20 protein-coding genes and 2 pseudogenes are annotated in these 25,996 nt (G+C 44.0%); 19 read left to right on the top strand and 3 right to left on the bottom strand.

The annotated features are described in order from the left end of the window. Nucleotides 1–187 precede the first annotated feature (187 nt). A pseudogene (locus tag AC0YN3_RS25025) lies at nucleotides 188–593 on the bottom strand (amidohydrolase family protein); the annotation flags it as partial. Between the two features lie 134 nt (nucleotides 594–727). Between AC0YN3_RS25025 and AC0YN3_RS25020 the strand changes: the two are divergent. The 8 genes and pseudogenes from AC0YN3_RS25020 (at nucleotide 728) to AC0YN3_RS24985 (ending at nucleotide 8,468) form a co-directional block, all read left to right on the top strand. Continuing rightward, nucleotides 728–1,420: a hypothetical protein gene (locus tag AC0YN3_RS25020; RefSeq protein ID WP_475777650.1), complete on the top strand. Its 693-nt coding sequence runs from the start codon at nucleotides 728–730 to the stop codon at nucleotides 1,418–1,420. A gap of 138 nt (nucleotides 1,421–1,558) precedes the next feature. Beyond that, a complete protein-coding gene (locus tag AC0YN3_RS25015; RefSeq protein WP_475777649.1) occupies nucleotides 1,559–2,011 on the top strand; it encodes a hypothetical protein in 453 nt (150 codons plus the stop codon). Between the two features lie 119 nt (nucleotides 2,012–2,130). Continuing rightward, nucleotides 2,131–2,382, top strand: a complete 252-nt coding sequence (locus tag AC0YN3_RS25010) for a hypothetical protein (protein ID WP_475777648.1) — start codon at nucleotides 2,131–2,133, stop codon at nucleotides 2,380–2,382. A 119-nt stretch (nucleotides 2,383–2,501) separates the two neighbouring features. Then, a pseudogene (locus AC0YN3_RS25005) lies at nucleotides 2,502–2,974 on the top strand (IS3 family transposase); the annotation flags it as partial. Between the two features lie 353 nt (nucleotides 2,975–3,327). Then, nucleotides 3,328–4,263, top strand: coding sequence for an NHL repeat-containing protein (locus AC0YN3_RS25000; protein ID WP_475777647.1), 936 nt, complete (start codon nucleotides 3,328–3,330; stop codon nucleotides 4,261–4,263). A 251-nt stretch (nucleotides 4,264–4,514) separates the two neighbouring features. After that, the gene (locus AC0YN3_RS24995; protein WP_475777706.1) at nucleotides 4,515–6,158 is read left to right on the top strand and encodes a spore germination protein; all 1,644 of its coding nucleotides are present in this window, start codon (nucleotides 4,515–4,517) and stop codon (nucleotides 6,156–6,158) included. Between the two features lie 23 nt (nucleotides 6,159–6,181). Further along, nucleotides 6,182–7,285, top strand: coding sequence for a GerAB/ArcD/ProY family transporter (locus AC0YN3_RS24990; protein ID WP_475777646.1), 1,104 nt, complete (start codon nucleotides 6,182–6,184; stop codon nucleotides 7,283–7,285). Next, the gene (locus tag AC0YN3_RS24985) at nucleotides 7,278–8,468 is read left to right on the top strand and encodes a Ger(x)C family spore germination protein (RefSeq protein WP_475777645.1); all 1,191 of its coding nucleotides are present in this window, start codon (nucleotides 7,278–7,280) and stop codon (nucleotides 8,466–8,468) included. Before AC0YN3_RS24990 ends, AC0YN3_RS24985 begins: the two co-directional genes overlap by 8 nt. A gap of 188 nt (nucleotides 8,469–8,656) precedes the next feature. Here the strand turns inward: AC0YN3_RS24985 and map are convergent, their stop codons facing one another. After that, nucleotides 8,657–9,403 carry a type I methionyl aminopeptidase gene (gene map / locus AC0YN3_RS24980; protein ID WP_475777644.1) on the bottom strand — a complete coding sequence of 249 codons (747 nt, stop codon included), beginning with the start codon at nucleotides 9,401–9,403 and terminating at the stop codon, nucleotides 8,657–8,659. A 7-nt stretch (nucleotides 9,404–9,410) separates the two neighbouring features. Next, on the bottom strand, nucleotides 9,411–9,956 hold the full coding sequence (locus AC0YN3_RS24975) for a TetR/AcrR family transcriptional regulator (RefSeq protein ID WP_475777643.1): 546 nt from the start codon (nucleotides 9,954–9,956) through the stop codon (nucleotides 9,411–9,413). A 573-nt stretch (nucleotides 9,957–10,529) separates the two neighbouring features. On the opposite strand from AC0YN3_RS24975, the gene AC0YN3_RS24970 reads away from it, so the two are divergent. The 11 genes from AC0YN3_RS24970 (at nucleotide 10,530) to AC0YN3_RS24920 (ending at nucleotide 25,893) form a co-directional block, all read left to right on the top strand. Then, nucleotides 10,530–11,384 carry a helix-turn-helix domain-containing protein gene (locus AC0YN3_RS24970; RefSeq protein ID WP_475777642.1) on the top strand — a complete coding sequence of 285 codons (855 nt, stop codon included), beginning with the start codon at nucleotides 10,530–10,532 and terminating at the stop codon, nucleotides 11,382–11,384. A gap of 83 nt (nucleotides 11,385–11,467) precedes the next feature. After that, nucleotides 11,468–12,874, top strand: a complete 1,407-nt coding sequence (locus tag AC0YN3_RS24965; RefSeq protein WP_475777641.1) for an ADP-ribosylglycohydrolase family protein — start codon at nucleotides 11,468–11,470, stop codon at nucleotides 12,872–12,874. Nucleotides 12,875–13,180: 306 nt separating this feature from the next. Beyond that, complete coding sequence (locus AC0YN3_RS24960; protein ID WP_475777640.1) at nucleotides 13,181–16,309, top strand: fibronectin type III domain-containing protein; 3,129 nt, start codon at nucleotides 13,181–13,183, stop codon at nucleotides 16,307–16,309. A 160-nt stretch (nucleotides 16,310–16,469) separates the two neighbouring features. Next, nucleotides 16,470–17,600 (top strand): amidohydrolase family protein, encoded by a 1,131-nt coding sequence (locus AC0YN3_RS24955; RefSeq protein ID WP_475777639.1) that lies wholly within the window; start codon nucleotides 16,470–16,472, stop codon nucleotides 17,598–17,600. Continuing rightward, the gene (locus AC0YN3_RS24950; RefSeq protein WP_475777638.1) at nucleotides 17,597–17,977 is read left to right on the top strand and encodes a Rieske (2Fe-2S) protein; all 381 of its coding nucleotides are present in this window, start codon (nucleotides 17,597–17,599) and stop codon (nucleotides 17,975–17,977) included. Before AC0YN3_RS24955 ends, AC0YN3_RS24950 begins: the two co-directional genes overlap by 4 nt. A gap of 134 nt (nucleotides 17,978–18,111) precedes the next feature. Further along, nucleotides 18,112–18,984 (top strand): helix-turn-helix transcriptional regulator, encoded by an 873-nt coding sequence (locus tag AC0YN3_RS24945; RefSeq protein ID WP_475777637.1) that lies wholly within the window; start codon nucleotides 18,112–18,114, stop codon nucleotides 18,982–18,984. Then, entirely contained in the window at nucleotides 18,981–20,735 is a 1,755-nt protein-coding gene (locus AC0YN3_RS24940) for a sensor histidine kinase (protein ID WP_475777636.1), read from the top strand. Before AC0YN3_RS24945 ends, AC0YN3_RS24940 begins: the two co-directional genes overlap by 4 nt. Continuing rightward, on the top strand, nucleotides 20,716–22,314 hold the full coding sequence (locus AC0YN3_RS24935) for a response regulator transcription factor (RefSeq protein WP_475777635.1): 1,599 nt from the start codon (nucleotides 20,716–20,718) through the stop codon (nucleotides 22,312–22,314). The genes AC0YN3_RS24940 and AC0YN3_RS24935 overlap by 20 nt, the downstream gene beginning before the upstream one ends. Nucleotides 22,315–22,483: 169 nt before the next feature. Beyond that, complete coding sequence (locus AC0YN3_RS24930) at nucleotides 22,484–23,434, top strand: ABC transporter permease (protein ID WP_475777634.1); 951 nt, start codon at nucleotides 22,484–22,486, stop codon at nucleotides 23,432–23,434. A 24-nt stretch (nucleotides 23,435–23,458) separates the two neighbouring features. Continuing rightward, complete coding sequence (locus AC0YN3_RS24925; protein ID WP_475777633.1) at nucleotides 23,459–24,325, top strand: carbohydrate ABC transporter permease; 867 nt, start codon at nucleotides 23,459–23,461, stop codon at nucleotides 24,323–24,325. A gap of 53 nt (nucleotides 24,326–24,378) precedes the next feature. Further along, the gene (locus AC0YN3_RS24920; RefSeq protein ID WP_475777632.1) at nucleotides 24,379–25,893 is read left to right on the top strand and encodes an extracellular solute-binding protein; all 1,515 of its coding nucleotides are present in this window, start codon (nucleotides 24,379–24,381) and stop codon (nucleotides 25,891–25,893) included. Nucleotides 25,894–25,996 lie beyond the last annotated feature (103 nt).

The following is a 25,996-nucleotide window of genomic DNA, read 5'->3' as shown; positions in this document are numbered from 1 at the left end:
AAGGAGACCGGGTATGCGGACCGGAAATACCGGCCCTCATCACTGGCTTAGAATCTCGAGGACGGTTAATGTTTTATATGTTTGTAGGGGGCGGCCATGTAATTATATCGTTTACATTGGCATTATCTAGTTCCTTAATAGCGTATGCAATCGCTCTGACGACATTATACGGGGATATCGACTCTGATTAATATCGTTGTTGCATACCTTTGAACCACACGAATTTAATCGACAAGGTATCTGAGATGTTGGTTGTCTCGGATCACCGGTTACTAAAAAAAGGTCAGCGCGCATACCTTCGGCAATACGACCACGATCGTTAAGACCAAAGCAACGGGCCAGTTTTGCGGTAGCCGACTGAAGAGCTTCTATCGGAGTGAACCCGGCCTTCACCAGCAATTGCATTTCATGATGGACGCTGGCTCCATGCGCAAGGCCGCCAAGATTCGGACAGGAACCGGCGTAACATCCGTCCCTACCAGAAAATCAACTCCGGCACGGTGTAAGTCCATCACATTTTTAAAGCTGTTCTCCATATTGCCTAGCGGAAACGTATTGAAGCTTGAGTTCATAATATCAATCCAATCTGAACTACAGGTTCAGGACAGGACTCTCCACTCCTATCTATACTTTTGTACTCTGATTGAGTGCAAGCCACCTTTCCAGGTGGCTTTTTTTATTGCTCTTGAATTGTCCTGTCTGTTGAAAGCTATGGTATAAGATTTAGTTGAACTTCAATACGAACTGGCAGTTTAGTTTAAGTGGGAATAAAAATGATATAATGGGATGGAAGGATTTTGAATTGTGGGGTGGGAAAATGGGGATAGATTTCTCAGCTGTTTTTAAACACTCATTAGATGTTACAGCCATAGAAGTTTTTATAGAAGAGATTGTTAAAGGGAACAAATTCCCAAAAGTTGTCAAATGTATTAAAGAAGTTAATTTTCATAACCCGCATCTTGACATGCAATGGTTATTAAATCGTGATCGTATTAGTGAATCACGCAACTTTGGGCCATTTGATCCCGTGCTAATTGGGAATGAAGAATATGTTGAGCTTGGAGGCCCCGGTGGGTTTAGATTTATATTTAATAAGTATATCTGTGAGTTCAGTCCTTGTTTTAGGTGGTACCACTTTATAGAAAATCAAGAGTTACAATTTGAACTAAGGGGAATATGCCAAGAATTTGCTGACTACTTCGGTTATAACTTTGCAATATATATGGGAGATGACTATTGTGCGATAGACTATGTTTTTGAAGGTCGCGATATGGATTATTATAAAGCCAAACTTATGAGTAGATTCGGTAAAGCTAAATCGTCTATAGGGGCATTAATACAGAAAACTAATAGTGGATGGAAATCAGAAGGCTATTTTATAGATGATTTTAACGATTTTCAACGTAATGAGTTGAGCTAACGGCGAACTATAGCTTAACAATCACCAGAACGAGGCTGCCGGCATAAATCGGCAGCCTCGTTGAGCTAACAGTCAGTTTAGCGAGGAAAAAGTCAACATTCTTAGTTGAAATATAGATATAAGAAATAGGTGTTTGCCGTGACTGTATCACAAATTGAAATAAAGAACAGACAACGAGACGGATATCCAGGAATTATAGATTATGCGGATATCATTATCGATGGAACTTCATTGTTTGAAAGTATCGCACATGATTTCGACTTTGTCTCCTGTCTTGGGTGGGGACCTGAAGAATTTCAAGACCTTCAAATCAAACGATTATTACTCAGTTGTCCGTCAGACTTTCCGAATGATAGAAACTCCATTTATATTTGCCCTGCATGCGCAGATTTAGGTTGTGGTGCTATAACAGTCAATATAGAATTTACGGAAAATACAGTTAGATGGTCTAATTTAGGTAATCAAGACAGTATCTCTGATAAGATCAAGTATTTTAATGGAGTTAACGATTTTGTATTTGACCGACAAAATTATGAAAGAGTGATCAAATCTTCAAGAGGAATAGGTTCAGGAACCTTCCCTTGGGCTTAGTGTACTGAGTTTAACCTATCTGGCAGAATAGCGGAAAACATTCGAAAAATAGAAAAGATGGTGAAAGCAACTTTTTCCAAAAAATAGCGTTCTTATTAACGACTAAAGGAGGTGTTTTATTGTTAAAAAACCTAGTATGGATTGCCCCCGTTTTTGGGCTATATGTTATTTATAAAGGATTGGTAGTTTTATTAACACAAGCTCGCGGGGAATCAATATATGAACTTGGAATGCTCATACCAGCCACTACACCTTTACTCATAGCTTACGGTTCTATATTTGTTCTTGCAGGTTTAGCATTAATCTGTGTACCCTTTTTATTTAGAAAAATCAGATTGAAAAAACCTCTTCATTCAACTAAAACCAGCTAATATGTTGTCAACATTTTTCTCTTAAATTAATTTGACGATGGCAGTATACTAAAATAGGTGTACTAAAGAACCTTTTCTGCAAGGGAACTGACCCCAAAGCGTGAGATAGAACAAAACACCTGCAGATGATAGTGACGGACATCATTTACTTGCCCTTTGGGCCTAAAATGTTGTATCTTTCAAGCATTCAAGATTTGTTTAATGGAGAAATGGTTGCTTTTACGATAGGGGATACACAGGATACAGCATTTGTTTTGGACACGCTAGATCAGCTTCCTGCGTTGCCAGAAGATTGTGTGCTTCATAGTGACCAAGGTTCGGTCTATACGTCAGAGGCTTATCAGAAGGCCGTAAAAAGCAAAGGCATTACCATGAGCATGTCCCGTAAGGGTACGCCCGCTGATAATGCCCCCATCGAATCGTTTCATGTCTCTCTAAAGTGCGAAACATTCTATCTCGACCATTTAACCTGTAAAACGACCGCCATCGTGATACAGATAGTCAATGATACATTCATTATTATAACCATATTCGTATCCAAGCGAAACTAAATAACCAGTCACCGATTCAGTATTGGCAACTGGCATGTTAGTTAGGTGTTTTATCTCTGTCTCAAAAACAGGGGTTAGTTCCGTTATGCTTAAACCTGGAAAGAGCTTTTTGAAGAGGGCCAATTGTCCGACGGGTTAATCGTCGGACGATTAGCCTTTTTGGGTTGCAGAAGAGAATGCTATAATTCCGAACTGGGGTACGCGTGAACAAGCGGATAATGTCCTTATAGTGCAAAAATATGTCTGGTTAATTCAAAGATTAAAAAAGCTTGGGAGTTTATCATAATAGAATATTCCGTCAAGATTAGGCTTTTAGAGCAGAAAGTATAGAAATTAATCGATTTTTTGCATACAAAGAACAATATCCAATCACTTACAAAGGAATAGAGGAATAATGATGATAACAAACAAAATTCCGCAATTAGGAAATACGGCACGAAGCTATGATGTCGTTCCAGGCTGGGTAAAGCTTCCTAGTCACTTAAAGTTTGGCTATACACATGGAATTGTAGTAGACCAACAGGATAACGTCTATGTTTTTCATACAGGTAAACCCTCCATTTTCAAATTTAATCAGACAGGGGAATTTCTAGCGGCCTGGGGTGAAGAGTTCGAGGGTGGTGCACACGGATTTTATCTTCATAAAGAGCATAACAATGAATTCCTCTTTATTACGGACACCTCTCGAGGCAATGTTGTAAAAATGGATTTAAGCGGAAATCACTTACTGACATTGGGAACGCCTGATCGTCCGGATTTATATAATGAGGAACTTAAATATATCCCTACAGATGTAGCCGTTTCGGCAAATGGCGATATTTATGTATCTGATGGCTATGGTCAAAGCTGGATTCATCACTATACGGCATCAGGGGAATATATCCTTTCCTGGGGTGGAAATGGTACGGAATTGGGTCAATTGAACTGTCCACATGGTATTTCCATTGATATACGCAGCGGTATAGAAGAGGTTTATGTAGCTGATCGTGGCAATCATCGGATTCAAGTCTTTACCTTACAGGGTGATTTCAAAAGAGTCATCGTTGATGATATGGATCAGCCCTGCAGCTTCTATTTTCATGGGGACGATCTCTTTTTCCCAGACTTAAATAGTCGAATAACGATTTTGGACAAAAATGATAGGTTGATCTGTCATCTAGGCGAAGATCAGCAGGCTTACAAACAAGAAGGCTGGCCGAATTTGCCTAAGACATACTACGCAGATAATAAATTCAGTTCACCTCATGGTATTTGTGTAGATTCCAAGGGTTCTGTTTATGTTGCTGAATGGATTTTCGATGGACGCGTAACTAAGCTAACATTGGCATAATTGTATCGTACATAAAGCGATCCGGCGTTCTTAAGGATATGCTTTATCAGATATGTAGGGTACCGAAGACAAGAAGGAACTCTTAATACTCTTAATTCTTGGAAGCCACCTGTAAAGGTGGTTTTTTTCGTGTTTCAGGTTAACCAGAAATTAAGCATATTGAATCAGAGAAAAGAGAATGAAAATTTTCGGATTAAATGAAAATAATGGGACAAGTTAAGCTTAAGGTTTTTTGGAAAGGGATGATGATCATGTGGTCCTTCATAATATCATATCTTCCTGACTGGAAAATGTGTGTGCAGGCTCTTATAAGTATGTTGATTGCCATGGGCATTTATTATCTAAACAAATATCTGAGGTCTTTAGCGGCAAAAAAGGATACGCCTAACATAAAAGAAAGAAGCGGCGGTCAACTTGCTCCAAATCCAGGTTTGTCTGTCGATTATGAAGAAAATTTGAATGCAATCAAACAAGTCATTAGCCGTAACAGCGATGTTCATTTTCGTGAATTTCAAATCACTCAGTGCCATGCTCGAGCCATGCTCATTTATGTAGATGGGATGCAGAATGAAGAAGTGATCAGTGAGCATGTAATGAAGGTATTAATGTCATATACGGTAAAGGATATTTCAACTATAAATCCATTGGAGATTTCCACTTATCTGATAGAAGAGGTACTGCCCGTTTGCGAGGCGTATGAGGCCGTAGAGCTTCATGATTTAAATCAATCCATTTTGATGGGGTTTACAGCTTTGCTTATTGAAGGCATGCCTAATGCACTGCTGATTCACTCGTCAACAATGAAGTCCAGGGCGATTAACGAACCGGGCTCTGAAGCTTTGCTTCGTGGCCCTCGTATCGGTTTTACTGAAGTACTAAGCGAGAATACATCGATGCTTCGAAGACAAGGCTACAGTGAAGATTTAGAGATAAATATGTATGAGGTAGGCGCTCGAATCAAACGAAAACTGGTTATTGCTTTCATGAAAGAAATAGTCAACCCTGATCTGCTCCAAGAAGTTAGAAATCGAATAGAAAAAATCAATATAGATTTCGTAGCTGAATCTGGTTATGTTGAACAACTGATAGAAGATGATTACCTCAGCCCGTTTCAGCAAACTCAAAATACAGAACGTCCCGATCGTGTCATTAACAGTTTATTAGAAGGAAGGATTGCAATTCTATTGGATGGTACGCCTTTCGCGTTAATCGTTCCAGTAACGTTTAGCATGCTGCTGCAATCACCGGAAGATTATTACGATCGCTGGATCCCTGGAACCTTTTTGCGCTTGTTACGATTTTTTGCAGCGTTCTTGGCGCTTATGGCACCAGCATTATACATTTCGTTTATTTCCTTTCATCCAGGCTTAATCCCGACCGAACTGGCTGTCACAATCATTGAAACAAGGCAAGGTGTTCCCTTTCCTTCCCTAATAGAAGTATTGATCCTGGAGATATCGATAGAAATATTACGCGAAGCCGGAATCCGCTTACCCAAACCTATTGGACCCGCAATGGGCATTGTTGGAGGTTTAATCATTGGTGAGGCTGCAGTACAGGCTGGAATTGTCAGCCCATTTCTGGTGATAGTCGTTGCCGTGACAGCGATATCTTCTTTCTCAATACCCGTATATAGCGCAGGAATCACATTGCGAATATTGCGTTTCGCTGGCATGCTCTGTGCAGCAGTGCTCGGGATGTTTGGAACCATTTTGTTCTTTTTGTTAATATGCGGCCATTTAAGCAAGTTGAAAAGCTTTGGGGTTCCTTATGTTACGCCGATCTCACCGTTTCGTTTTAATGACTGGAAGGATTTGTTTGTACGTTCCCCACTGCCTTTTATGAAAAAACGACCTAACATGATGAAGACTAAAGACAAGAAGAGAATTTCTTAGCTGCTTAGAGAGGAGGGGGAATCATGTTTATACGTTCAGATGACAAAATCACCACTACGCAAACATCGATATTTATAACAGATTCCGTACTCGGGGCGGGTATCCTGACATTACCCCGAAGTGTAATCGAATCCGCCCAAACACCAGATGTATGGCTATCTGTAATTCTAGGCGGCATAATCGTCATTCTGGTAACAATGGTCATGGTGAAATTAAGTCAGCAATTTCCGAATAAAACGGTGTTTCAATTTGCTAAACGAATCGTAGGCACGGTACCGGGCGGGATATTAAGCCTATGCTTGATCATCTATTTCATTATTATTGCGGGTTTCGAGGTTAGGGTATTTGCTGAGGTTACCATATATTTTTTGCTGGAAGGAACGCCTATTTGGGCCATTGTCATTCCCTTCATTTGGGTAGGTGCCTATATCTGCTTTGGAGGGATCAATTCCATTGCACGAGTATTTCAGATTATATTCCCTATTAGCATCCTAATCCTTGTTCTTTCTTATTTCTTGAGCATTCGCTTGTTTGATATTGATCATTTACGCCCAGTTCTAGGTGAAGGCTTATTACCCGTATTCAAGGGCTTGAAGTCAACGGTACTTGTTTTCACAGGATGTGAAGTGATCATGATGCTTGTTGCGCATATGCAGCATCCCGAACGGGCGTTCAAAGCCACTTTTGTAGGGATAGGAATTCCATTTGTGCTGTACCTGATGACCGTAGTTGTCGTTATTGGAGGAATGTCCGTAGATTCGGTTATGAATAGCACATGGCCTACAATCGACCTGCTACGAAGCTTTGAAATAGCGGGGTTAATTTTTGAACGTTTCGAATTCCCATTTTTGGTGATCTGGATGATGCAGTTATTTTGCAACTTCACCAGTTTTTATTACAATGCTTCGTTAGGTATTTCACAAGTATTTAACGTTAGGATACATCCCGTGATATTTGGGTTAATCCCAGCTATCTTTATCACTGCGCTGCTCCCCGAGCGAATAAACGAAGTGTTTAAGTTAGGCGACAATATAGGCAATATGGGGATTGTGTTGTTTTTCCTTGTACCAGTCCTCCTTTCATTCATTTTGATCGTTAGAAAGAAGGTGTTGAAGCATCATGTATAGACGTAAAAGCGTGCTTATTGCCATTCTCTTATGCTCGCTCGTTGTAACGCCAGGTTGTTGGAGCAGCAAAGAAATCGAAGATTTAAGCGTATATGCGGGCCTGGCTTTAGATGTAGGGGGACGTGATACAATTGAACGGGACTTGGAAAGTCAGGATGCAAAGTATGCCAAAAAAAATTTGGTTACGGCTACGATTCAGATTGTTCCGATAAAATCGTTTGAAAGGCAAGAAAAGTCAAAAGAAAAGCAGATGGTAAAATTCTCTAACTTGAGTCTTACGGGGGATTCCATATTCGAAATTATGCGTCAATACTCCACACGGCGCGATCGTCCAGTCATCGGACATCATCTTAAGGTGATCGTATTATCAACCCAATTAGCACAACAGCGGAATATGGACCAACTCATGGATTTTGTGCTTCGTGATAATGATATACGCCCAAGCTGCAGGGTGTTTTTCAGTAAGGGCAGGGCTTCTGACACGTTTCTCAGTGATCAACCGGAAGAAGTGCCTGCTTTTCGAATTAACTCCATGATTCAAAACAGTTACAGAACCAATAAGGTCATGAAGGAGGTCAATCTAACCCAGATAGACGGATTGATTCATTCCAAACAAAGCTTCCTATTACAAACGATCGTCACTTCGAAGGGTGAAATTGAATTCTCAGGTGCTGGTATCATTAAGGGAGATAAAAGCAAGTGGATTGGCAACTTGAATCAGGAAAACGTGGAAAGTTTGTCTTGGATTCAAGGTACAGGTCAAGGAGGAGTACTTAAAAGTTATGATTGGAGAAACGAGACTATTACCTATGAAATTAAATCCATGAAAAGTAAAATGACCGCAAAATTGCAGGGAGAAGACATTTCCTTTCACGTATCCATTGAATCGAACGGGAGATTAATTGAAAATTGGGATACCAAGGAAAATCCATCCGAGCTGGCCTATTTGGAAGCGGCGGAGAAGGTTTTTGAAAAACGCTTAGCAATCATGATTGAAAATCTGATGTGGAAGATGCAATCGAAATACAAAGTGGATGTAGCAGGATTCGGGAAACATCTCTCTATTAAATATCCTCATAAGTGGAAAAAGGTTAAAAGTAATTGGGATGAAGTATTCAGTCAAATTCCAGTTACCTTCGATATTAAGCTTAAAATAACTGATTTTGGTTCTTCAACAAAATAAACATATATGGACCTGCCTGCTATTTTAGAATGGCGTTTTCTTCTTTGAGATCAGCGAGTTTAGAAATCAAGTGCTACAGATAGATTTGTTCAACTCCTTTGGGCCCATTAAGAGAGCGGTAGAAGCAGGATGTTACACCGAATACGTAAAAAGAGGTCGACCATCTTGTTGGTCGGCCTCTTATTATTCTATTGCGCGGTTAGGATTTGTGGGCCTTCAGCGGTAATGGCAATCGTATGCTCGTATTGGGCGGCAAGCTTGCGGTCCCGTGTCCGTGCGGTCCAGCCATCCGAGTCGATTGTCATGTAGTAGGTGCCCTCGGTGATCATGGGCTCGATCGTGAACACCATGCCTTCCTTAATGCGGAGACCACTACCGGGCTTGCCGATGTGTGTATAGTTCGGCTCTTCGTGCAGGTCCCGACCGATGCCATGGGCAAGTAGGTCGCGCACGACGCCGAAGCCGTTCGACTCGGCATGCCGCTGGATCACGCTCGTCACATCGCCGAGACGATTGCCGGGCTGCGCCTGCGCGATGCCGAGATCAAGGCATTCCTTCGTGACGCGCATCAGCTTCTCGGCCGTCGACGAGATCTTCCCGACCGCATAGCTCCAGGCTGAATCGCCGAGCCAGCCATCGAGCTCAGCGACCGTGTCGAGCGTCACGATATCGCCTTCCTCAAGTGGCTTATCCGTAGGGAAGCCATGTGCGATTACGTCGTTGACGGAGGCACAGGTCGCATATGGATAGCCCTTGTAACCCTTCGTATATGGCTTGGCACCGTGCTTCAGAATAGTGTCCTCGAATATGCGTTCAATCTCGTTCGTCGTGATGCCCGGTTTGATGAGCGGGGCGATCGTGCGATGACATTCGGCCACCACTTGGCATGCCTTGCGGATTGCCTCGATTTCATGCTTGCTTTTTAAGATGATCATGTTTGAATCAGTACTCCTTCGTTATAGCTTGCATCGCGAGCTGGGCGATTCGATCGACATCCAGCCCGGAAGTGCTCGCATAGTAGTTCAGCCCGCAACAGCCAACCAGCACCGCAAGCAAATAGTCTACGCTGTCGTCTTCACGCTTGGCAATTGATTGGAGCGGCACGTACAATCGTTCCGTGAATCGGCTTTTGGCGGTGTGCCGATCCTTCTCAGGCAAACCCGCATAATGCTCCGCCGCCATTTTGTAGACGAGATATGCTCCCGCATCCGACTGCCACAACCGAAGCAGCACCTTGCAATACGTTAATAGCTGCCTGTTATCCGGGTTGCCGCGGCTGCTGTTCGCCCATTCTGCCAGAACTTGCTCGCATCGCTCGAAGCCGCTGTCCAGCACATCTTCTATTAGTAAATGCCGGTTAGGATAATAATGGTAAACCGTGCCGTAACCGAGTCCTGCTTCGCGCGCGACGTCGCGGATATCAAAGCTCCCGCCTGTGCGGAAGTAGGCGCGCGCAGCGAAGTCCAGAATCTGTTTTCTGCGCTGCATGCGTATGAGCTCATTTTGTTCTTTGGTACGGGGGCACATGGGCGCGCGAACCTCCTTTTATAGACCTGCAAATTTGTCGATATAAAGAGTTTAACCTATGGGGCGAAGAAATGCAATTCAGTCAAATATTAAGTGCCGCCGGATTTATCAACATTGATTGGCATATGCCAGAAGAATCGGTTTATTAAAATATTACGATTCTTGCTACATCGAGATACCTATAGATCCATATTGATCCATATAGATCCAAAGGTGTATCCTGTATTAGCCGTGGTTCCCTTCTCGGTTTTCAGCATCTATCGTGGTCGTGCGAAACCTTAAGCGAAAGACCCTGTTGGATTCCAATTATCGAATTAAGGCTCGTTAAGCTCAGCTGAGAGACGGGCAGTTATTATCAACAAAATATGCTAAAATATGGACTGAAGCCAATCGTTACTGGTGCTTTAGCGGGAGCGAAGAACCCCGGTCTTGACGAAATAAACGGAACATTTTATGCTATTGAGGCTTTGACAATCTAGGGCTGCACAACGTAGGGTTCAAGGGCGGCTTCTCTTAAAGGTGGACTGTAACCAAATGAAGCAGAAGATAGAATATGACAATCTCATTCCAATAAATGCGTATCTTTGGTGTCCAAAACCGTATCCGCAGCCTCTTCATTTCCATTCAAGCTTGGAAATCGGCTATTGCCGGGGCGGGCGAGGGCAATTTATTTTCGAAAATAAGCTTTATGAGGTTCGCAAAGGCGATGTCTTTATTGTCAATAATACAGAACTTCATATTGCTCAATCCGCGCTGCACGATCCAAGCCAATATATATTTTTGAATTTCGATCCGAGCCTCTTCCTTGAAGAGGATGAAAAATTATTGCTCCCATTTGCCTATCGATCAGAGAGATTCGAGAATCATATTGCCGCCGGAACACCGCTTGCCCAACAAATTGGGGTGCTTATTCAGCAAATTTATGAAGAGCTTAACGCAAAAACGGAAGGTTATCTCACGATAGCACGTTGCAAATTGCTAGAGCTTGGTGTCATCCTGCTTCGCCATTACCGGAGCGCATTTAGCAATGAGCAATGGATGAAAATGTCCAAGTCGAAGCGAGAGATTAAAGAAGTCATGCTTTTTATGAAAGAACGGTTTCAAGAGCCTCTTCAACTTACCGATGTTGCCGAGCATCTAGGGTGGAGCACCGCACGGACAAGCCGATTTTTTAAGGAGCATACAGGCATCAGCTTTATTGCTTATATGACACAGCTGCGGATTAGCGAAGCTAAGAAACAGCTAGTCACGAATCTTGATAGCATCGCAGACATTAGTTTTTCCAGCGGGTTTCAGAGCTTGGCGTCCTTTTATCGGGCATTTAACGCTGCTGTCGGCACGTCGCCACAAGAGTACCGCAAACAATTTGGCGTGAAGCAATTATTTTGAGAAGTGTGTAGGAAATTGAGAAGATTCGCTAAAGCCAAATCCGTATAATCAGCTTAAAATCTTACGATAAAGGTGGTTTTACGATGGCGGGCTGGGAGCGATTGAAGGACATTGTATATTTGGAAATAGTACAAAGAGGAGAAGAGGGCTGCGACGTTAGCGGATTTCAAGCGAAGTGGGATGCAGCCGGAGAAGATGAATCGATGCTGATGGCGGTATATCAGCAGTTGATGTCGCTCGAGATTCGTGCAGACTTTCCATTCATCGAACCCTCAGATTTACCGGGTATTATTGCGCAGAGGCCTGAAGGACCGCGGCAGCTAACTGTAGATAAATCTGAAGCCGAGTGGCTCAATCAATTTCACGGTGCGTGGCTCGGCCGGAGTATAGGGTGTGCCTTGGGGAAACCGCTTGAAAACCGCCAATTTATGGATGGCAGCGGAGGAAGAGCGGGATGGAAAAACATTGAGCTCTGGTTCAAAGGAGCAGATGCCTGGCCGATTCGCGGATATACCCCGGGGAGTTCGCGGGCGTCTGTAGAGTACGATTTGAAAGTGAATGACTGGTGCCAGAAAAGCTGGAAAGAGCATATTCAATTTATGGAATCCGACGATGATATACGTTATACGGTGTTAGGCTTAATTCTTTTAGAGGAAAAAGGAATGGATTTTGATGCTTGGGATATTGGCAAGCTGTGGCATAAATATTTAAGCTATCAGCAAGTATGTACAGCAGAGACGCAGGCTTATTTGAATTTCGCCCAAGTAACTTCCCATATGCAAGGTGAAAAAACGGAGGACTGGGCACAGGATAGCGAATGGGTGCGAACTTGGTTAAATCCGTATCGGGAGTGGATTGGAGCTCAAATCAGAGCCGATGGCTTTGCTTACGGCGCGGCGGGAAATCCAGAGCTGGCAGCTGAATTTGCATGGCGTGATGCTTCCTTTTCCCATGTGAAGAACGGTATTTATGGGGAAATGTTTGTGGCCGCCATGATTGCAGCAGCTTTTAACGAAACCGATAATGAACGTATCGTAGAAATTGGACTTAGCGAAATCCCGAGAGATTGCCGTTTGGCTCATGATATTCGCAAAGCGGTAGACATTGCGCGTACGGCTGCTGATCAATTGGATGTAGTCGATCGGATCTGGGAAGCGTTCAAGCACTATCATTGTGTCCATACGAACAATAATGCAGCTTTAGTGGCGGCATCGCTCATTTTCGCTAAGGATGATTTCGAACTAGCCATTACGACAGCCGTGCTAGGCGGCTGGGATACCGATTGCAATGGAGCTACCGTGGGATCTATTATGGGTGCTAAGCTAGGGGCCGATAAGCTTCCGGAACAGTGGGCCGAACCGCTTCACGATACGCTATACGCTGAAGTGACAGGATTTCATCCGATTGCGATTTCGGAATGCGCCAATCGCAGCTATGAGGTGTTTAAGAAGATATCAGCCGACAATGCGGCTAGTAAGTTGCTTTCATAACTTTAAGTAAGGTGAACAAAGTCTAGCCTACAAGGCAATGTCATTAAGTTAATTAACTTAATGACGTTGGCCTAATAGGCTGGTCTTTTTTTATTTATCAATCTGCTTAGCTTACAAAATCGCAAAATCGAAAGACATACGATCATTGTTGCTTTCTTGGCAAATCCCTTATATTAGTCTGGCATATCGTTCTAAATGAAGCTATTCGCTAGGGGAGTGATGTGAAGATAACGAATGAAACAAATTTTTAATAGCGCTTTCATTTCGATGTTTGAAAAAATTAAACGAAAGCAGGAGGTATGAAAGATGAGAAAAAAGATGATATCAAAGCTTGCGGCGATTATGATTACAGCCGTATTGCTTCCCTTTGGTGGTGCTTTAGGTTATGCTCCGGCAGTTGGCGCAGCACCTATCGTAGCAGATGCCAATTGGCGCGCCATGGATACAACTATGGCAGTTGCCCCGGACAGTGCCATGGATTTGTCCTTTTTGAATCCTGAGCCGGCAGGCACGCACGGTTCCGTACAAATCGATGAATACGGCGATTATTATTTTGAAGATGAGCCTAATCAGAAAGTAAAGTTCTATGGGGGAAATCTGAACGGCAGTTACATGGTCGACCCAACGAGAGCGGAAATGGTTGTCATGGCAGATCGGATTGCTGCGATGGGCTACAATGTGGTGCGCTATTCGTCCATAGACCAAAGTTTTGATTGGGCTAAGGGGCTCATGCAGCCTCTCACTTCCACCACGGTGACCCTGAATACGTATAAACTTGATAATTTTGATTATTTTAACGCCTTGCTGAAGGCACGCGGCATTTATCTTGACCTGGACATCATGTCCTTTGCAAATTTCAAAAATGTGCCTAGCATTGGTGAAAGCGTATATGGCTCAACCGCATCCAAATATTTGGCTACACTCCTTCCGGATGGGAAAGCGATCTGGCAATCTTTTGCTTATCAGCTGTTTAATCATGTGAATCCGTATACCGGCTTTGCCTTGAAGGATGAGCCCCAAATCATGGGAGTGTCCCCCATAAACGAAGTGATTCTCTACAATGCCGATTTCTCCAACCCGAATTTTAAAGCATGGGTGCTAGCTGATTTCAATCATTACTTGGCTGGCAAAGGAAAACCGGAAATCACAACATTTCCCAATAATTTCTGGGTAGCAGATTCAAGCATTCGAGACGATCTGGCCGAATACTTTACGGAGAAGCAGTTTGCTACCTATGGTGAAATGAAGTCGTATCTCAAGGACACGATTGGCGTAAAAGCACCGATTGGCGGCATCAACTATATCAATGATTCCTTAGCGAATTATTGGCGGACGCAGGCCGATATTCATGAAACGCATCTTTATAACGGCATTGTTGATGGCAGAGGGGCTTCCTTCAAATACAATCCGTTGACACATCCGCGTTACAGCATGATCTTTGCACCGGAATCGAGTGCTAATTATGTGCCGCAATATGGCTCGTTTATATTCAAAAACTATGTTCCCGGTCTTGCATTGGGGCAGCTGTATAACAAGCCGTTTGCGTTGACGGAATTTAATCATGAATTCCCGAACAAGGGCCGAGACGACATTGGCTTGATGACGGCAGCGGCCGGCGCTTACCAAGGATGGGATATGCTTAACCGTTTCCATTATGTGAGCCGAGTTAATGAAGCCGTTAATGAAACGCCGCAAGGAGGATCAACCTCCTTTGATTCCTTAACCGATGTGATTGCTACTATGTCCGAATACCAGGGCACGCTTGTATTTAGGCAAGCCCATCTCACGCCAGCGGATGCTAAATTTGTCATTGTGAGAGATAAAACCTATGTGAAGACCCATGCCTCCGCTACGGAAAATGAATCTCCCGAAAGGAATCGCATGTACATCCCTCATCTTTTCAAAATGGTAACGGTCTATGCCGATCATCCAGGCGAGCCTTATGCGATCTATAAGATTACGCCAGAACTTACGGATGAGCAGATCGCTAGCGGTGATATTCCTGCTGCTAATAAGATTACGATTACGAATAGCATGACGTTGAAGGAAGTAGCAGAGACCTTTATCCATGCAATTGATGATGTCGGTCTTAAAAGCAGTATGTTAGCTCATTTAAATAATAATAAGCTGGTTTCCGACACGGGAGAGCTCCTCTTTGATCTTAACTTGAATACCTATTTCATTAACACGCCTTACGTGGTGGCCGCAGCAGGGACGCTGAATAACAACAGCTATGAGCTTGGGCCCGTCACAATGTCTGCGAATCTGCCTAAAGGAACCTTATCCGTGGCCTCACTAGATGATCAGCCGCTAGATGGCAGTGAAAGAATGCTGATTATCTATACAACGGATGCAGCAGCGACGGGTGAATATGAAGAAACGGTTGGCGGTTCAACCTATTATTACCGGGGAACAACTCCGACGCTGATTAAGTACGGCACTGCGGAAGTTCAACTCCAGACCAATCGGCCGGCGGGGGACTACAAAGCCTATAAACTAACGATGAACGGCGTAAGATTGCAGGAAATCCCAATAAGCGTGCTTGGCGATACGATAACGCTTCCTATCGAGACCGACAAAGGGTACGGCTTCGAATTGGTGTATGCGCCGTCCATCGGTACGGATGTGACCGCTCCAACAACACCGGCCAACGTGACAGCCGTATCTCCTTTCTCATCTAAGGTGAATCTATCATGGGATAAATCGACAGATGACGCGGGTGTGTCCGGTTATAAGATTTATCGCAATGGTACTGAAATTGCAGCAGTGAATGGGAATGTGCTCTCGTATACAGATAAGGGAGTAACTGCGCTAACGACATACAGCTATGTGATAAAAGCGATTGATCCGTCTGGAAATGAGTCGGCTGCGAGCAGTCATGCATCGGTAACCACCTCGGACATCCTATTTTATGAAGGTTTTGAGAGTTCAAGCATAGCGTGGACTGTTGCGAGTTCCTGGGGAAGCTACAGCATTGAAACGGAAGGTGGCTCGAAGGCGTATCGGGCTGACAATTTCAACTTTGGCGGTTCCAAATCCACAGCCGGGGATACAAATTGGCAGAATTACAGCGTAGAGGCTAAAGTGAAGGCGAATAGCTGGAGCGGAAATGTTGGCCGTATGGGGCTGGTTGCCAGATTTAGTGACAATAATAATTATTTTTATGCGTATTACGATGATCATGCCGGACAATTCATTCTTAGAAAGACTGTCGATGGCGTTGAAAGTATCCTTTCATATGTCCCATTATCTCTGAGTACAGGCGTTCAGCATGTGTTCAAGCTCGAAGTTAACGGGAGTACAATTAAAGCGTATGTCAATGGACAGCTCAAGCTTAATGTTACCGAGAGTGCGTTACCCAAAGGTAAAATTGGCGTATATACGCATTTTGCGCAGGCTTATTTCGATGATATTGACGTTAGAGCTATCAACTAGGAGAGCTTAACCACCTTACAAAATCGCAAAGGATACAAGACACGACAGCATTGTTGTTTGACCGCCGGAAACGTAACATTAAGGTCAAGAAGCTAGGATGCTTGGTAGCTACAACCGCACATCCTGCTATCTAATGTAAACTTTTGGAGGAGCAAAAGAGATGCAAACTTCTGATACCGATGCAAAGTTAACGGTGGACAAACGTCCGAAGCTGAAACGTTCGATTATTGATTGCGACATTCATCAAGCGACGGGGTTGGATGCAATAAAACCTTACTTGCCGCGAGCCTATCAAGAGCTTATGAAGCAATACGGTCCTGCGCTGCCCGGAGGCATGCACTTTAATGGCGGCGTAGGCGGCCGAATGGCTGACTCGTATCCCGAAGGCGGCGGTTCTGCCGGCAGTGACCTGGAATTGATGCAAAAGCAGCATCTCGATCGCTACAATGTCGAATATGGCATCCTTACTGGAGAGGGTTATGCCGTGCATGCGATTCCCAATTATGATTACGCGGCTGCCATGTGCCGGGCGATTAATGAATATACGATCGAGCATTGGCTTTCGAGAGAAAGCAGGCTGAGAGGCTCCGTATTTATCTCGAAGCAAGCACCGAATCTTGCTGCGCAAGAAATTGATCGTGTCGGCGGTCGATCGGACATGGTTCAGGTTATTGTTTCCAGCGGATCCTCCATACCTTATGGGAACAGGCATTATGATCCCATATATGAAGCTTGCGTCCGCCATAATCTTCCCTTCACCATCCACGTTGGATTAGAAGGTGAAGGTATTAATAGCCCGCATACAGGGGCAGGGTATGTCACCCACTACATTGAGCAAAGATGTGCTCGTCCCTCCGTAATGGCCGCTCATTTGGCCAGCTTTATTTTCGATGGGGTTTTCGAGCGCTTCCCAACGTTGAAGGTCGTTTTGCAGGAAGCCGGCGTACTGTGGCTTGCCCCATTTCTGTGGAAGCTCGATCAAGAATGGAAAGGACTGCGGGTCCAAACGCCTTGGGTTCGCAAGAAGCCGAGCGAATATTTCCGAGAGCATGTCCGCGTAACCACGCAGCCGTTCGAGGAGACACCGAACCGTCAGATCTTCGATCATTTGCTACAGAGCATCTATGCCAAAGAAACACTCATGTTCTGCAGTGATTATCCGCATTGGGATTATGATTCACCGAGTCAAGCATTGCCGAAACTGGAGCCTGAACTATGGGATAGCATCTATTATCAGAATGCAGCAAAGCTCTATGGCCTGCCTCCACGCAAATCGGAGGAAACAAAATGAAGCGAAGCCCGCAGCACATTGTAGGGACGGTAGGGGAGATTCCGCCTGGCACCCATAAGATCGTGGAGGTTGAGGGACGCAGTGTCGGTATCTATAATATCAACGGAGTCTTTCATGCCCTGCGCAATGTTTGCCCTCATCAGGGAGCAGAGCTGTGCAAAGGACTGGTGACAGCTTACGTTTCTTCTGGAGGTCCGGGTGACTTTCAGTTCGATCGAGAGGGCGAAATCGTGCGTTGCCCTTGGCACCAGTGGGAATTTGATATTCCGACGGGCTGCATGATCACGGATGCGGTGATGCGCACCAAAACGTATGATGTCACGGTGGAGAAATTCGGTGTTTCGATTGATAACGATCTGATCTTAATTCATATGTAAGGAAATGAAGACCTCTCTCAAACAGGCCAAAGCAACTGCCAAAGAGAGAGGTTTTTATTTCGCTTTTACTTCATGTTCAATCATCTTCGCCATTTGCTACAATAGAAGTGACTAACGATAGGATGGTGATCGGCGTGCAGGAAACCGCTAAGGAATTTTTTGAATCAAAGCTATTCGTCCCTGACGAATTCGCAAAAAAAGGAGGTATCTGGCCGCTCCGTCTTGGTCGAAATATGGCTAAGCCTAGCTATCAATTAGGGCCAATGATTCTAGAATACTATAATATGCATTTTATCATGGAGGGAAAGGTAGAGTTCACCTTTGACAAAGAGCACATTATTTTGTCCAAGGGCGATGTATTTGCAATGGTTCCGGGCAGTACGTTCCGTTATCGGCTAGCACCGAGTGAGACAAATTTACAAATGATTTGGATCTCCATTGATGGACCGCAGGCACCGGAACTTTTTACAGCGGCTGGCTTTAGCAAGGCATCGCCTTACCTGCTAGGCGTTCTGTCCAAGGAGCTTGAAACCACGTTCCGACAGCTATTTCTTCCTCAGAAATACGATTTAAAACGGCATAATGAGATTTGTTCGCTTCTATACCGCATATTCGGTCTTATGATTTCAACGGACCCGTCCGAGAAGAATCAGAACGGCAAAGAGAACTGGATTCCTAAAAGCGTTGCTTTTATGGACACGTATTATATGGAACATATTACGGTTCGTGATGTTGCCGACTACTTATCCCTTCATCGCACTTATTTCTCGAAGATGTTTTCGGAGGAAATGGGGGTATCACCTGTCCAGTATTTGCATCGATTGCGAATGGAAAAAGCGGCCGAGTTACTTTCCTCTCATTTTATGATCAGTGAAGTTTCCTCCATGCTTGGTTATTCCGATTCCTATGCTTTCACGCATGCCTTCAGCAAATATTTCGGCAGGCCCCCAGGCAGCTGGAGAGCCGCGCAACGAGGTTCAGGCATAGAGGGGAAGGTACAGCCTTGAAAAGCACACGGGGTGCAATATCCTTACAGCTCAAGCTTACCTTAACTTTTTTGCTTATTCTCATTCCGCTGGTCAGTGTAAGTATATTTGCAAATAATTACTCGCAAGGCATCATGAAAGTGCAAATTAGTGACCGTACGAAAGGCGCGCTCCTGACGTCACTTGCTTATATGGAGCAAATTGCGAATACGATGGATCAGCAAACCCTACTGATTAGCTCCAATCCTAGTATCGTAAACATCTTTCGGGATATTGAAGATCCGCTTAACCCCTCTCATTTATATGATATTCATACCGTTATGCAGCAGCTCAGTTCACTTGCCAATATTAACGGAGCCATTCAAAAGGCATATATTGTCCATGGAGCTAGCGGCAATGGCGTTTCGACAGCGCTGGGAGGATTCAGATGGCCTCAGGTGAAAGAAGAAGGCTGGTTCCAGCAAGTCGTTCAAGGAATTGGTTCTTTGGTCATTTATATTCCTACTGTGGATTCCAGCGGGGATCAGAACCTATATTTAAGGGATTCCAACATTTACTACATCCGACTGCTTGACGTATTAAGAGATAACCCAGAGCCGAATGTTTTGATCTTTGCTGTAAATAAGTCGTCGCTTCAAAGTATGATTCAACATCTCCAAACGACTGAACGGATGAATATTTCTTTATTTTATAATAACAGGCTGATTCTGGAGACTAATTCCGCTGCTAAGCAAGACTATGCTTCCGATATGTTTTCAATGAAAGAAACAAACGGTGCGTGGTCTATTCAATTAGAGCAGCCAAAGGATGAAATATTCAAGCAATCGCATCGGCTCCAACTCTTTACCTACCTTATTATTCTACTTAGCATGCTTCTTGCCGTGTGGACGGCTTGGCTGTTATACATTCAAATTTTAAAACCTTTGCGTCAATTGTCAAGCGCTTTCAAATTCGTGCGCAAGGGAGATCTGAACTATCAAATCAGGCATGATCGAAGAGATGAATTCGGACTCGTAATGAATGGTTTTAATCAGATGGCGGAGTCCCAGAGAATGATGATCGAGGAGGATTATGAGAAGGAGCTGCGCTTAGCCAAGTCGGAGTTTAGCTTGCTGCAATCGCAGATCAATCCTCATTTTCTTTATAATACGCTGGATTCCATCTATTCAGTTGCTGTCAAATTCAAAATCAATGAAATCAGCGAAATGGTGTTGAATTTGGCCAAATTTTTCAGAGTTAGCTTGGGAAAGGGAAGGAATCATTTTACGTTAGAAGAAACGATGCAGCATCTGCTGTATTACATTCGTGTCCAACAGTCGCGAACAGCGCACTTTTCAGTTGAGATTGATTTGGAAAAAGGTTCGGAAGAGATCCCTGTGCTCAAATTGCTGCTGCAGCCCGTTGTAGAAAACGCTATTATTCATGGACTCGAGAAATGCCCGTTTGAAGGCGAACTGCGAATTCGCTCCAGGCTTCAACAGCATTTCTTATTTATTGATGTAGAGGATACGGGCATGGGAATGCCAAGCGACTTGCTGAAGCAAATTCAACTGGAGCTAGGTATGCTGACAAGCAAGCTTTACCGAATGCCGCAAGAAAGCCCGTCGAGTCAATTTTTTGGAATGAAAAATGTGAAATCGAGAATGAAGCTTTATTATGGAGAAGAAGCGGACGTCCTGATTGAAAGCGAAGAGGGACTCGGCACAAAGGTCACCTTAATCATTCCTATACGAGTGGAGGAAGAAAAAGATCATGAAGCTGCTCGTCGTTGAAGATGAATTTCAAGTTAGAGAGCGGATTGCCTATGGGATTTCATGGGTAAGCTATGACATTGAAATTGCCGGTGCCGTGGGAAACGGCAGGGAAGCCATCATGGCTGTAGAAAAGGAATGCATTGATATCGTCATTACTGATATCCACATGCCCGATATGAGCGGTCTCGAGCTTGCGCAGGTACTGAAGCGTGAATATCCGCATGTGAAGGTCATCATATTAACGGGCTTTGACCATTTCGAATATGCGCGTGACAGCATCGATTATGGCGTTGTTAAATATCTTGTAAAGCCGGCGGAGAATGAGCTTGTACTGGAAACGGTGTTAAGAGCCAAACAGCTTCGTGAACAGGAATTGAATGGCATTCACAATATAGCGCTTCTAAAGCAGAGATGGAAAGAGCATCTGCCGCATCTTAAACAATCATTTTATAAAAATTGGTTGAACGGGCGTTTGTCTACCTGGGAATTAGAGAAAAGCAGCCATGAGATCGGCATTTCCCTCGCAGGCAACATGTATTTGCCCGTCACGCTCGATATGGATCCGATTGCCGAAACCGATATTCGTTTTCATGCGGGCGAGCGGCCTTTAATTCAGTATTCGCTCTTTAACATTGCCCGGGATGTCGCGGAGGATATGGATGGTATCGTCCTGCATGATGATGACGGGTTGACGGCAATGATCTTCTTTGCTCCCTCAAGCGTAGAAATATCAGGATTTCAACTCAAAGTCAATCAGCAGCTCGGCAGACTGCTTAGCACGGTAAAATCCTGCTTGAAGCTGTCAGCAAGCGCCGGCATTGGAACTTGCGTGGAAGATCAAGCCTTGCTTCCGATTGCCTATAAGCAGAGTAGAATGGCACTTCAGGAACGCATCGTGCTTGGCAATGAAACCGTCATTCCGTATCGGAACGATGCGCCATCAAAGACAGCGTGGCTGAATATGAATGATCTGGAGAAGGACATTGAAATAGCCGTGGAGACGGGCAATGAGAGTAAGCGCTCGGAGCTCATCAGCAAGGTAATGGACATCGGCTTCTCCCCGTACCATCCCATTGCCGATGCGAAAGAGATGCTTCTTCGCATTACGGCATTACTGACGCGAATTGTTAATTCACATGGGTGGAGTTTGCGCGAAACGCTTGCCGAGGATTACTCGGATTTTATGAACTTTAATCAGTTGCTGGCGAAGGAACAGCTTATGGAATGGCTGCATCGCATGATGACGCGGATAAGCAGGTCGATTAGCGAACGGCGGAAATCTGGAACGCATATTACGGTGAGTGAAATTTTGGCTTTCGTTGATCGCCATTTATATGAGGAAGAGCTTAGTTTATATTTCGTAGCTGAGAAGATGTATATGAATTATGCCTATGCGAGCCGGATTTTTAAGGAGGTGACCGGCAGCACTTTTTCGGAAAGCGTGCTGAGACTGCGGATGGAAAAGGCAAAGGAGCTGCTGGCAGCTGGGAGCAAAGTGTATGAAGTAGCGGAACGGGTCGGGTATAAGAATGGGAATTATTTTTCGCGGAGCTTTCAGAAGTATTGGGGAATCAAGCCGAGTGAAATGAACAAGTGATACGTTTTTGATGAAAAAAGGCATTCAACACAAACTGTTGGTGTCTTTTTTTGCGTGTTTAAAACGTAGAATTTGTTGTCATTAAAGTAGAAGGATTAGTCTACATTTTCATTACCTGTAGGGATATAGTTAATACAAGAGAAGAGCACGATACCTAAGGAGATCACAAATGATGAAGACAAATTCATTGACGGTAAGCAAGGAAGTGAAATTAACAAAAGGGAGGTTAGTGAAACATCTAAAGTATTGGGATTTGTATCTGATGGTATTGCCTGCGGTCATCCTTATCCTCCTCTTGAAATATATGCCGATGTATGGCGTCATCATTGCCTTCAAAGATTACAATTTGATGCAAGGCGTGTGGGGGAGCGAATGGGTTGGACTTCAATATTTTCGTGAATTATTTACTTTTGATGAATTCCCGAGGGTAGTAAGAAATACCGTTATGATCAGCTTGATGAAACTGCTCGTAGGGTTCCCCCTCCCCATTATTTTGGCCTTGCTGCTGAATGAACTCAAACTCGTCAAGTTCAAACGAATGGTGCAGACGATCACTTATCTGCCTCACTTTATTTCTTGGGTGATTATTGGCGGCCTCGCCATTGACATGCTCTCTCCAAGCAGCGGGGTCATTAATAGAATCATCGAAATGCTAGGCTTCCAGCCGATCTTCTTTATGTCGGATGAAAGACTTTTCCGCTGGATTCTCGTGGGATCAGATATTTGGAAAGAAGCGGGTTGGGGCGCTATCATTTATCTCGCTGCACTGATTGGAATTAATGAGGAGCTGTATCAAGCGGCTACCGTGGACGGGGCGAACCGGTTTCGGCAAATTTGGCATATTTCTCTACCTGGCCTTAAGTCCACCATTATTATCATTCTCTTATTGCGAATCGGGTATATTTTAGATGCAGGTTTTGAGCAAGTACTGGTGATGTATAACCCAACCGTCTATGATGTGGCGGATATCATTGATACGTATGTGTTTCGAGTTGGACTAGGCTCTATGCAATTCGGTCTAACTACAGCAGCGGGGTTATTCAAGTCAGCCATTGGCTGTGTGCTTCTGGTGTTAGCCAATGTTTTTGCGAGGAAGATGGGAGAAGAAGGAATTTTCTAAGGCAGAGAAAGTAGAGGGCTCGTAATGAGAAAAATTCGGAGAGAATCCATATTTAATTACGTAAATGTCATCGTATTGTCGTTGCTCTCCATATCAACGGTTGTACCTTTGATTCATATTGTAGCGAAATCATTAAGTAGCGAAACGTATCTTCTAGCCAAAGAAATATGGCTATGGCCGAAGGGATTCAACATTGCATCCTATGAATATGTACTCTCATATAAACAGTTTTACATTTCATTTTGGAATTCCTTGATTATTACCGTAGTCGGAACGGCAATCAGCATGGCTGTCACCATACTGGCCGCGTTTGCTCTCTCTAGGAAAAAATTTCCTTTTAAAAGAGGGTTTATGCTGTTCTTCGTCATCACGATGTTCTTCAGCGGTGGACTCATTCCTACCTACCTGGTTGTGAAGCAATTAGGATTATTGAACACGCTCTGGTCGGTTATGCTGCCAATGGCCTTGGCACCGTTTAATCTAATTCTAATCCGCAACTATTTTTTGAGCCTACCTGAGGCTTTGGAAGAGTCGGCGATTATGGATGGGGCTTCTAATATACGGGTTCTTGCTTGGATCTACCTGCCTTTGTCCCTACCGACTATTGCAACGATCGCAATGTTTTATGCGGTAGGTTATTGGAATAGCTTTTTTCAAGCGATGATGTATATCACTGATAGAGCTTTGATGCCATTACAAGTATTTCTCATGCAAATCGTGACGAACTCCAAGACAGGAGACATGACGACGGGGGGAGTTTTAAGTGAACTCACACCAGAATCTACGACGGCTGCGGCAATTATCTGCGTGGTATTTCCTATCCTTTGTGTATATCCCTTCATTCAAAAATATTTTGTTAAAGGCGTTATGTTAGGTGCGGTCAAGGGATAATCCATCTCCAATCCGGACTTTCATATGTATAATTAAATAAGGGGGTCGTAATCATGGTTTTTAGAAAAGCAGCGGCAATTAGTATCAGCGTATTCATGTGTATCGTTTTAATGTCGGGGTGCAGCACGAGCAAGGAAGCAGGCCAGGACGGGACTGAAAAGGCAGAGGCAACGAGTGCGAGCGGGGGAGAAGCCAAAGCGATTAAGGATTTGAAAATTACCCGGCTCTATCACGGCGTCATGGAGCAATTCAAAGATTCGGACACGATGAACGATAATAAAATCATTAATAAGCTAAGGGAGAACTCAGGCTTTAATATTCAATATGAGTCGCTTCCAAACGAAAATCCATCGCAAAAAATATCCATTATCTTTGCTTCAGGTGATGTGCCCGATTTAATGATGGTTTCTGGCAAATCCGACTACTTTAAGCTGGCCAAACAAGGTGCGCTCGAGCCTCTTGATGATTTAATCGCAAATCAAATTCCTAATTTGTCCACGATGGCAAGCAATGAGTCGCTAGATGCTTTGAGATATGAAGGGAAAATATATGCGATTCCCTATCGGAATGCGTTAAAGGTAGGGAACGGCCTTATCGCGCGCACAGATATCCTGAAGGAATTAAACTTGAATGCGCCAACAACGATCGATGAGTTTTATTCCACAATGAAGACGATTAAAGAGAAGAAAAATATTACGCCATTGACCATGGCTACTTCAAGCGCGGGATCGTTTATCGATGGATTTTTCCCGTTCGCGGCTGCCTTTGGCGTTTCCACGCCTACAGTCGTAAAAGACGGTAAATTGCATTTCTCCTGGGTGCAGCCGGAATACAAGGAATTCATAACAACTCTCAAAAAGTGGTATGACGAAGGATTATTAGATCCGGAATTTGCAGTCAATAAAGATAGCAAAGATAAGCTGATTAACGGAACAGCCGTATTTAATACCTTGTATTTTTCATCTGGCATTGACGTTGATAAGGCTTTGCAGGAAAAGACGGCTGGCGGATCCGTTCAGTTTATCGCGCCTCCAGTTGGGATCAACGGACAATCAGGGATTCAAGATGCTTCGATTTCAACGCAATACATTATTATTCCCAAGCAAGCTAAAAACAAGCTGGGTGCAGCCCAATATCTAAATTTCTTGTACCAGCCGGAAACCGATATTTTGATAAACTACGGTATTAAGGACGAGGATTACACGGAAGCGAATGGGGAATACACGCAGTCGAAAGAGCAGAGCGACAACATTAGCTGGCGTTCGATGTACGGCTTAGGGGATACGGATTTTGGCATTGATGCAAGGCTAAAAGCCAAAAGCTTGTTGCCGTATTACGAGCCTCAGCTTGCATTCAAAAAATCGCGTGAGGAAACGAATTTTGCGCCATCCATTGAAGCGTTTGATTCGAAATTCGCAGAATTACGTAATTTCGCCGAAGAAAACGCCATGAAATTTATTATGGGCAAACGTGACTTGTCGGAGTTCGATAAATTCACACAGGAGTTTGATGCTAAGGGCGGGAAGGCTGCGATTGATGCGGTGAATGAATGGTATTCGAATAAATAACAAAGTGACATTATAGACCAGTTGCAAGTTCCTTGGGATTCCTTGCCGTGCGATAGGAGCCCGAGGAACAGGTCGATGTTAGATGACGAATAGAAAGGGAAAA

It is taken from the genome of Paenibacillus sp. J22R232 (genome assembly GCF_056269165.1).
The sequence above is the reverse complement of the archived record's forward strand: the minus strand, read 5'-3'. Positions and strand labels throughout refer to the sequence as shown.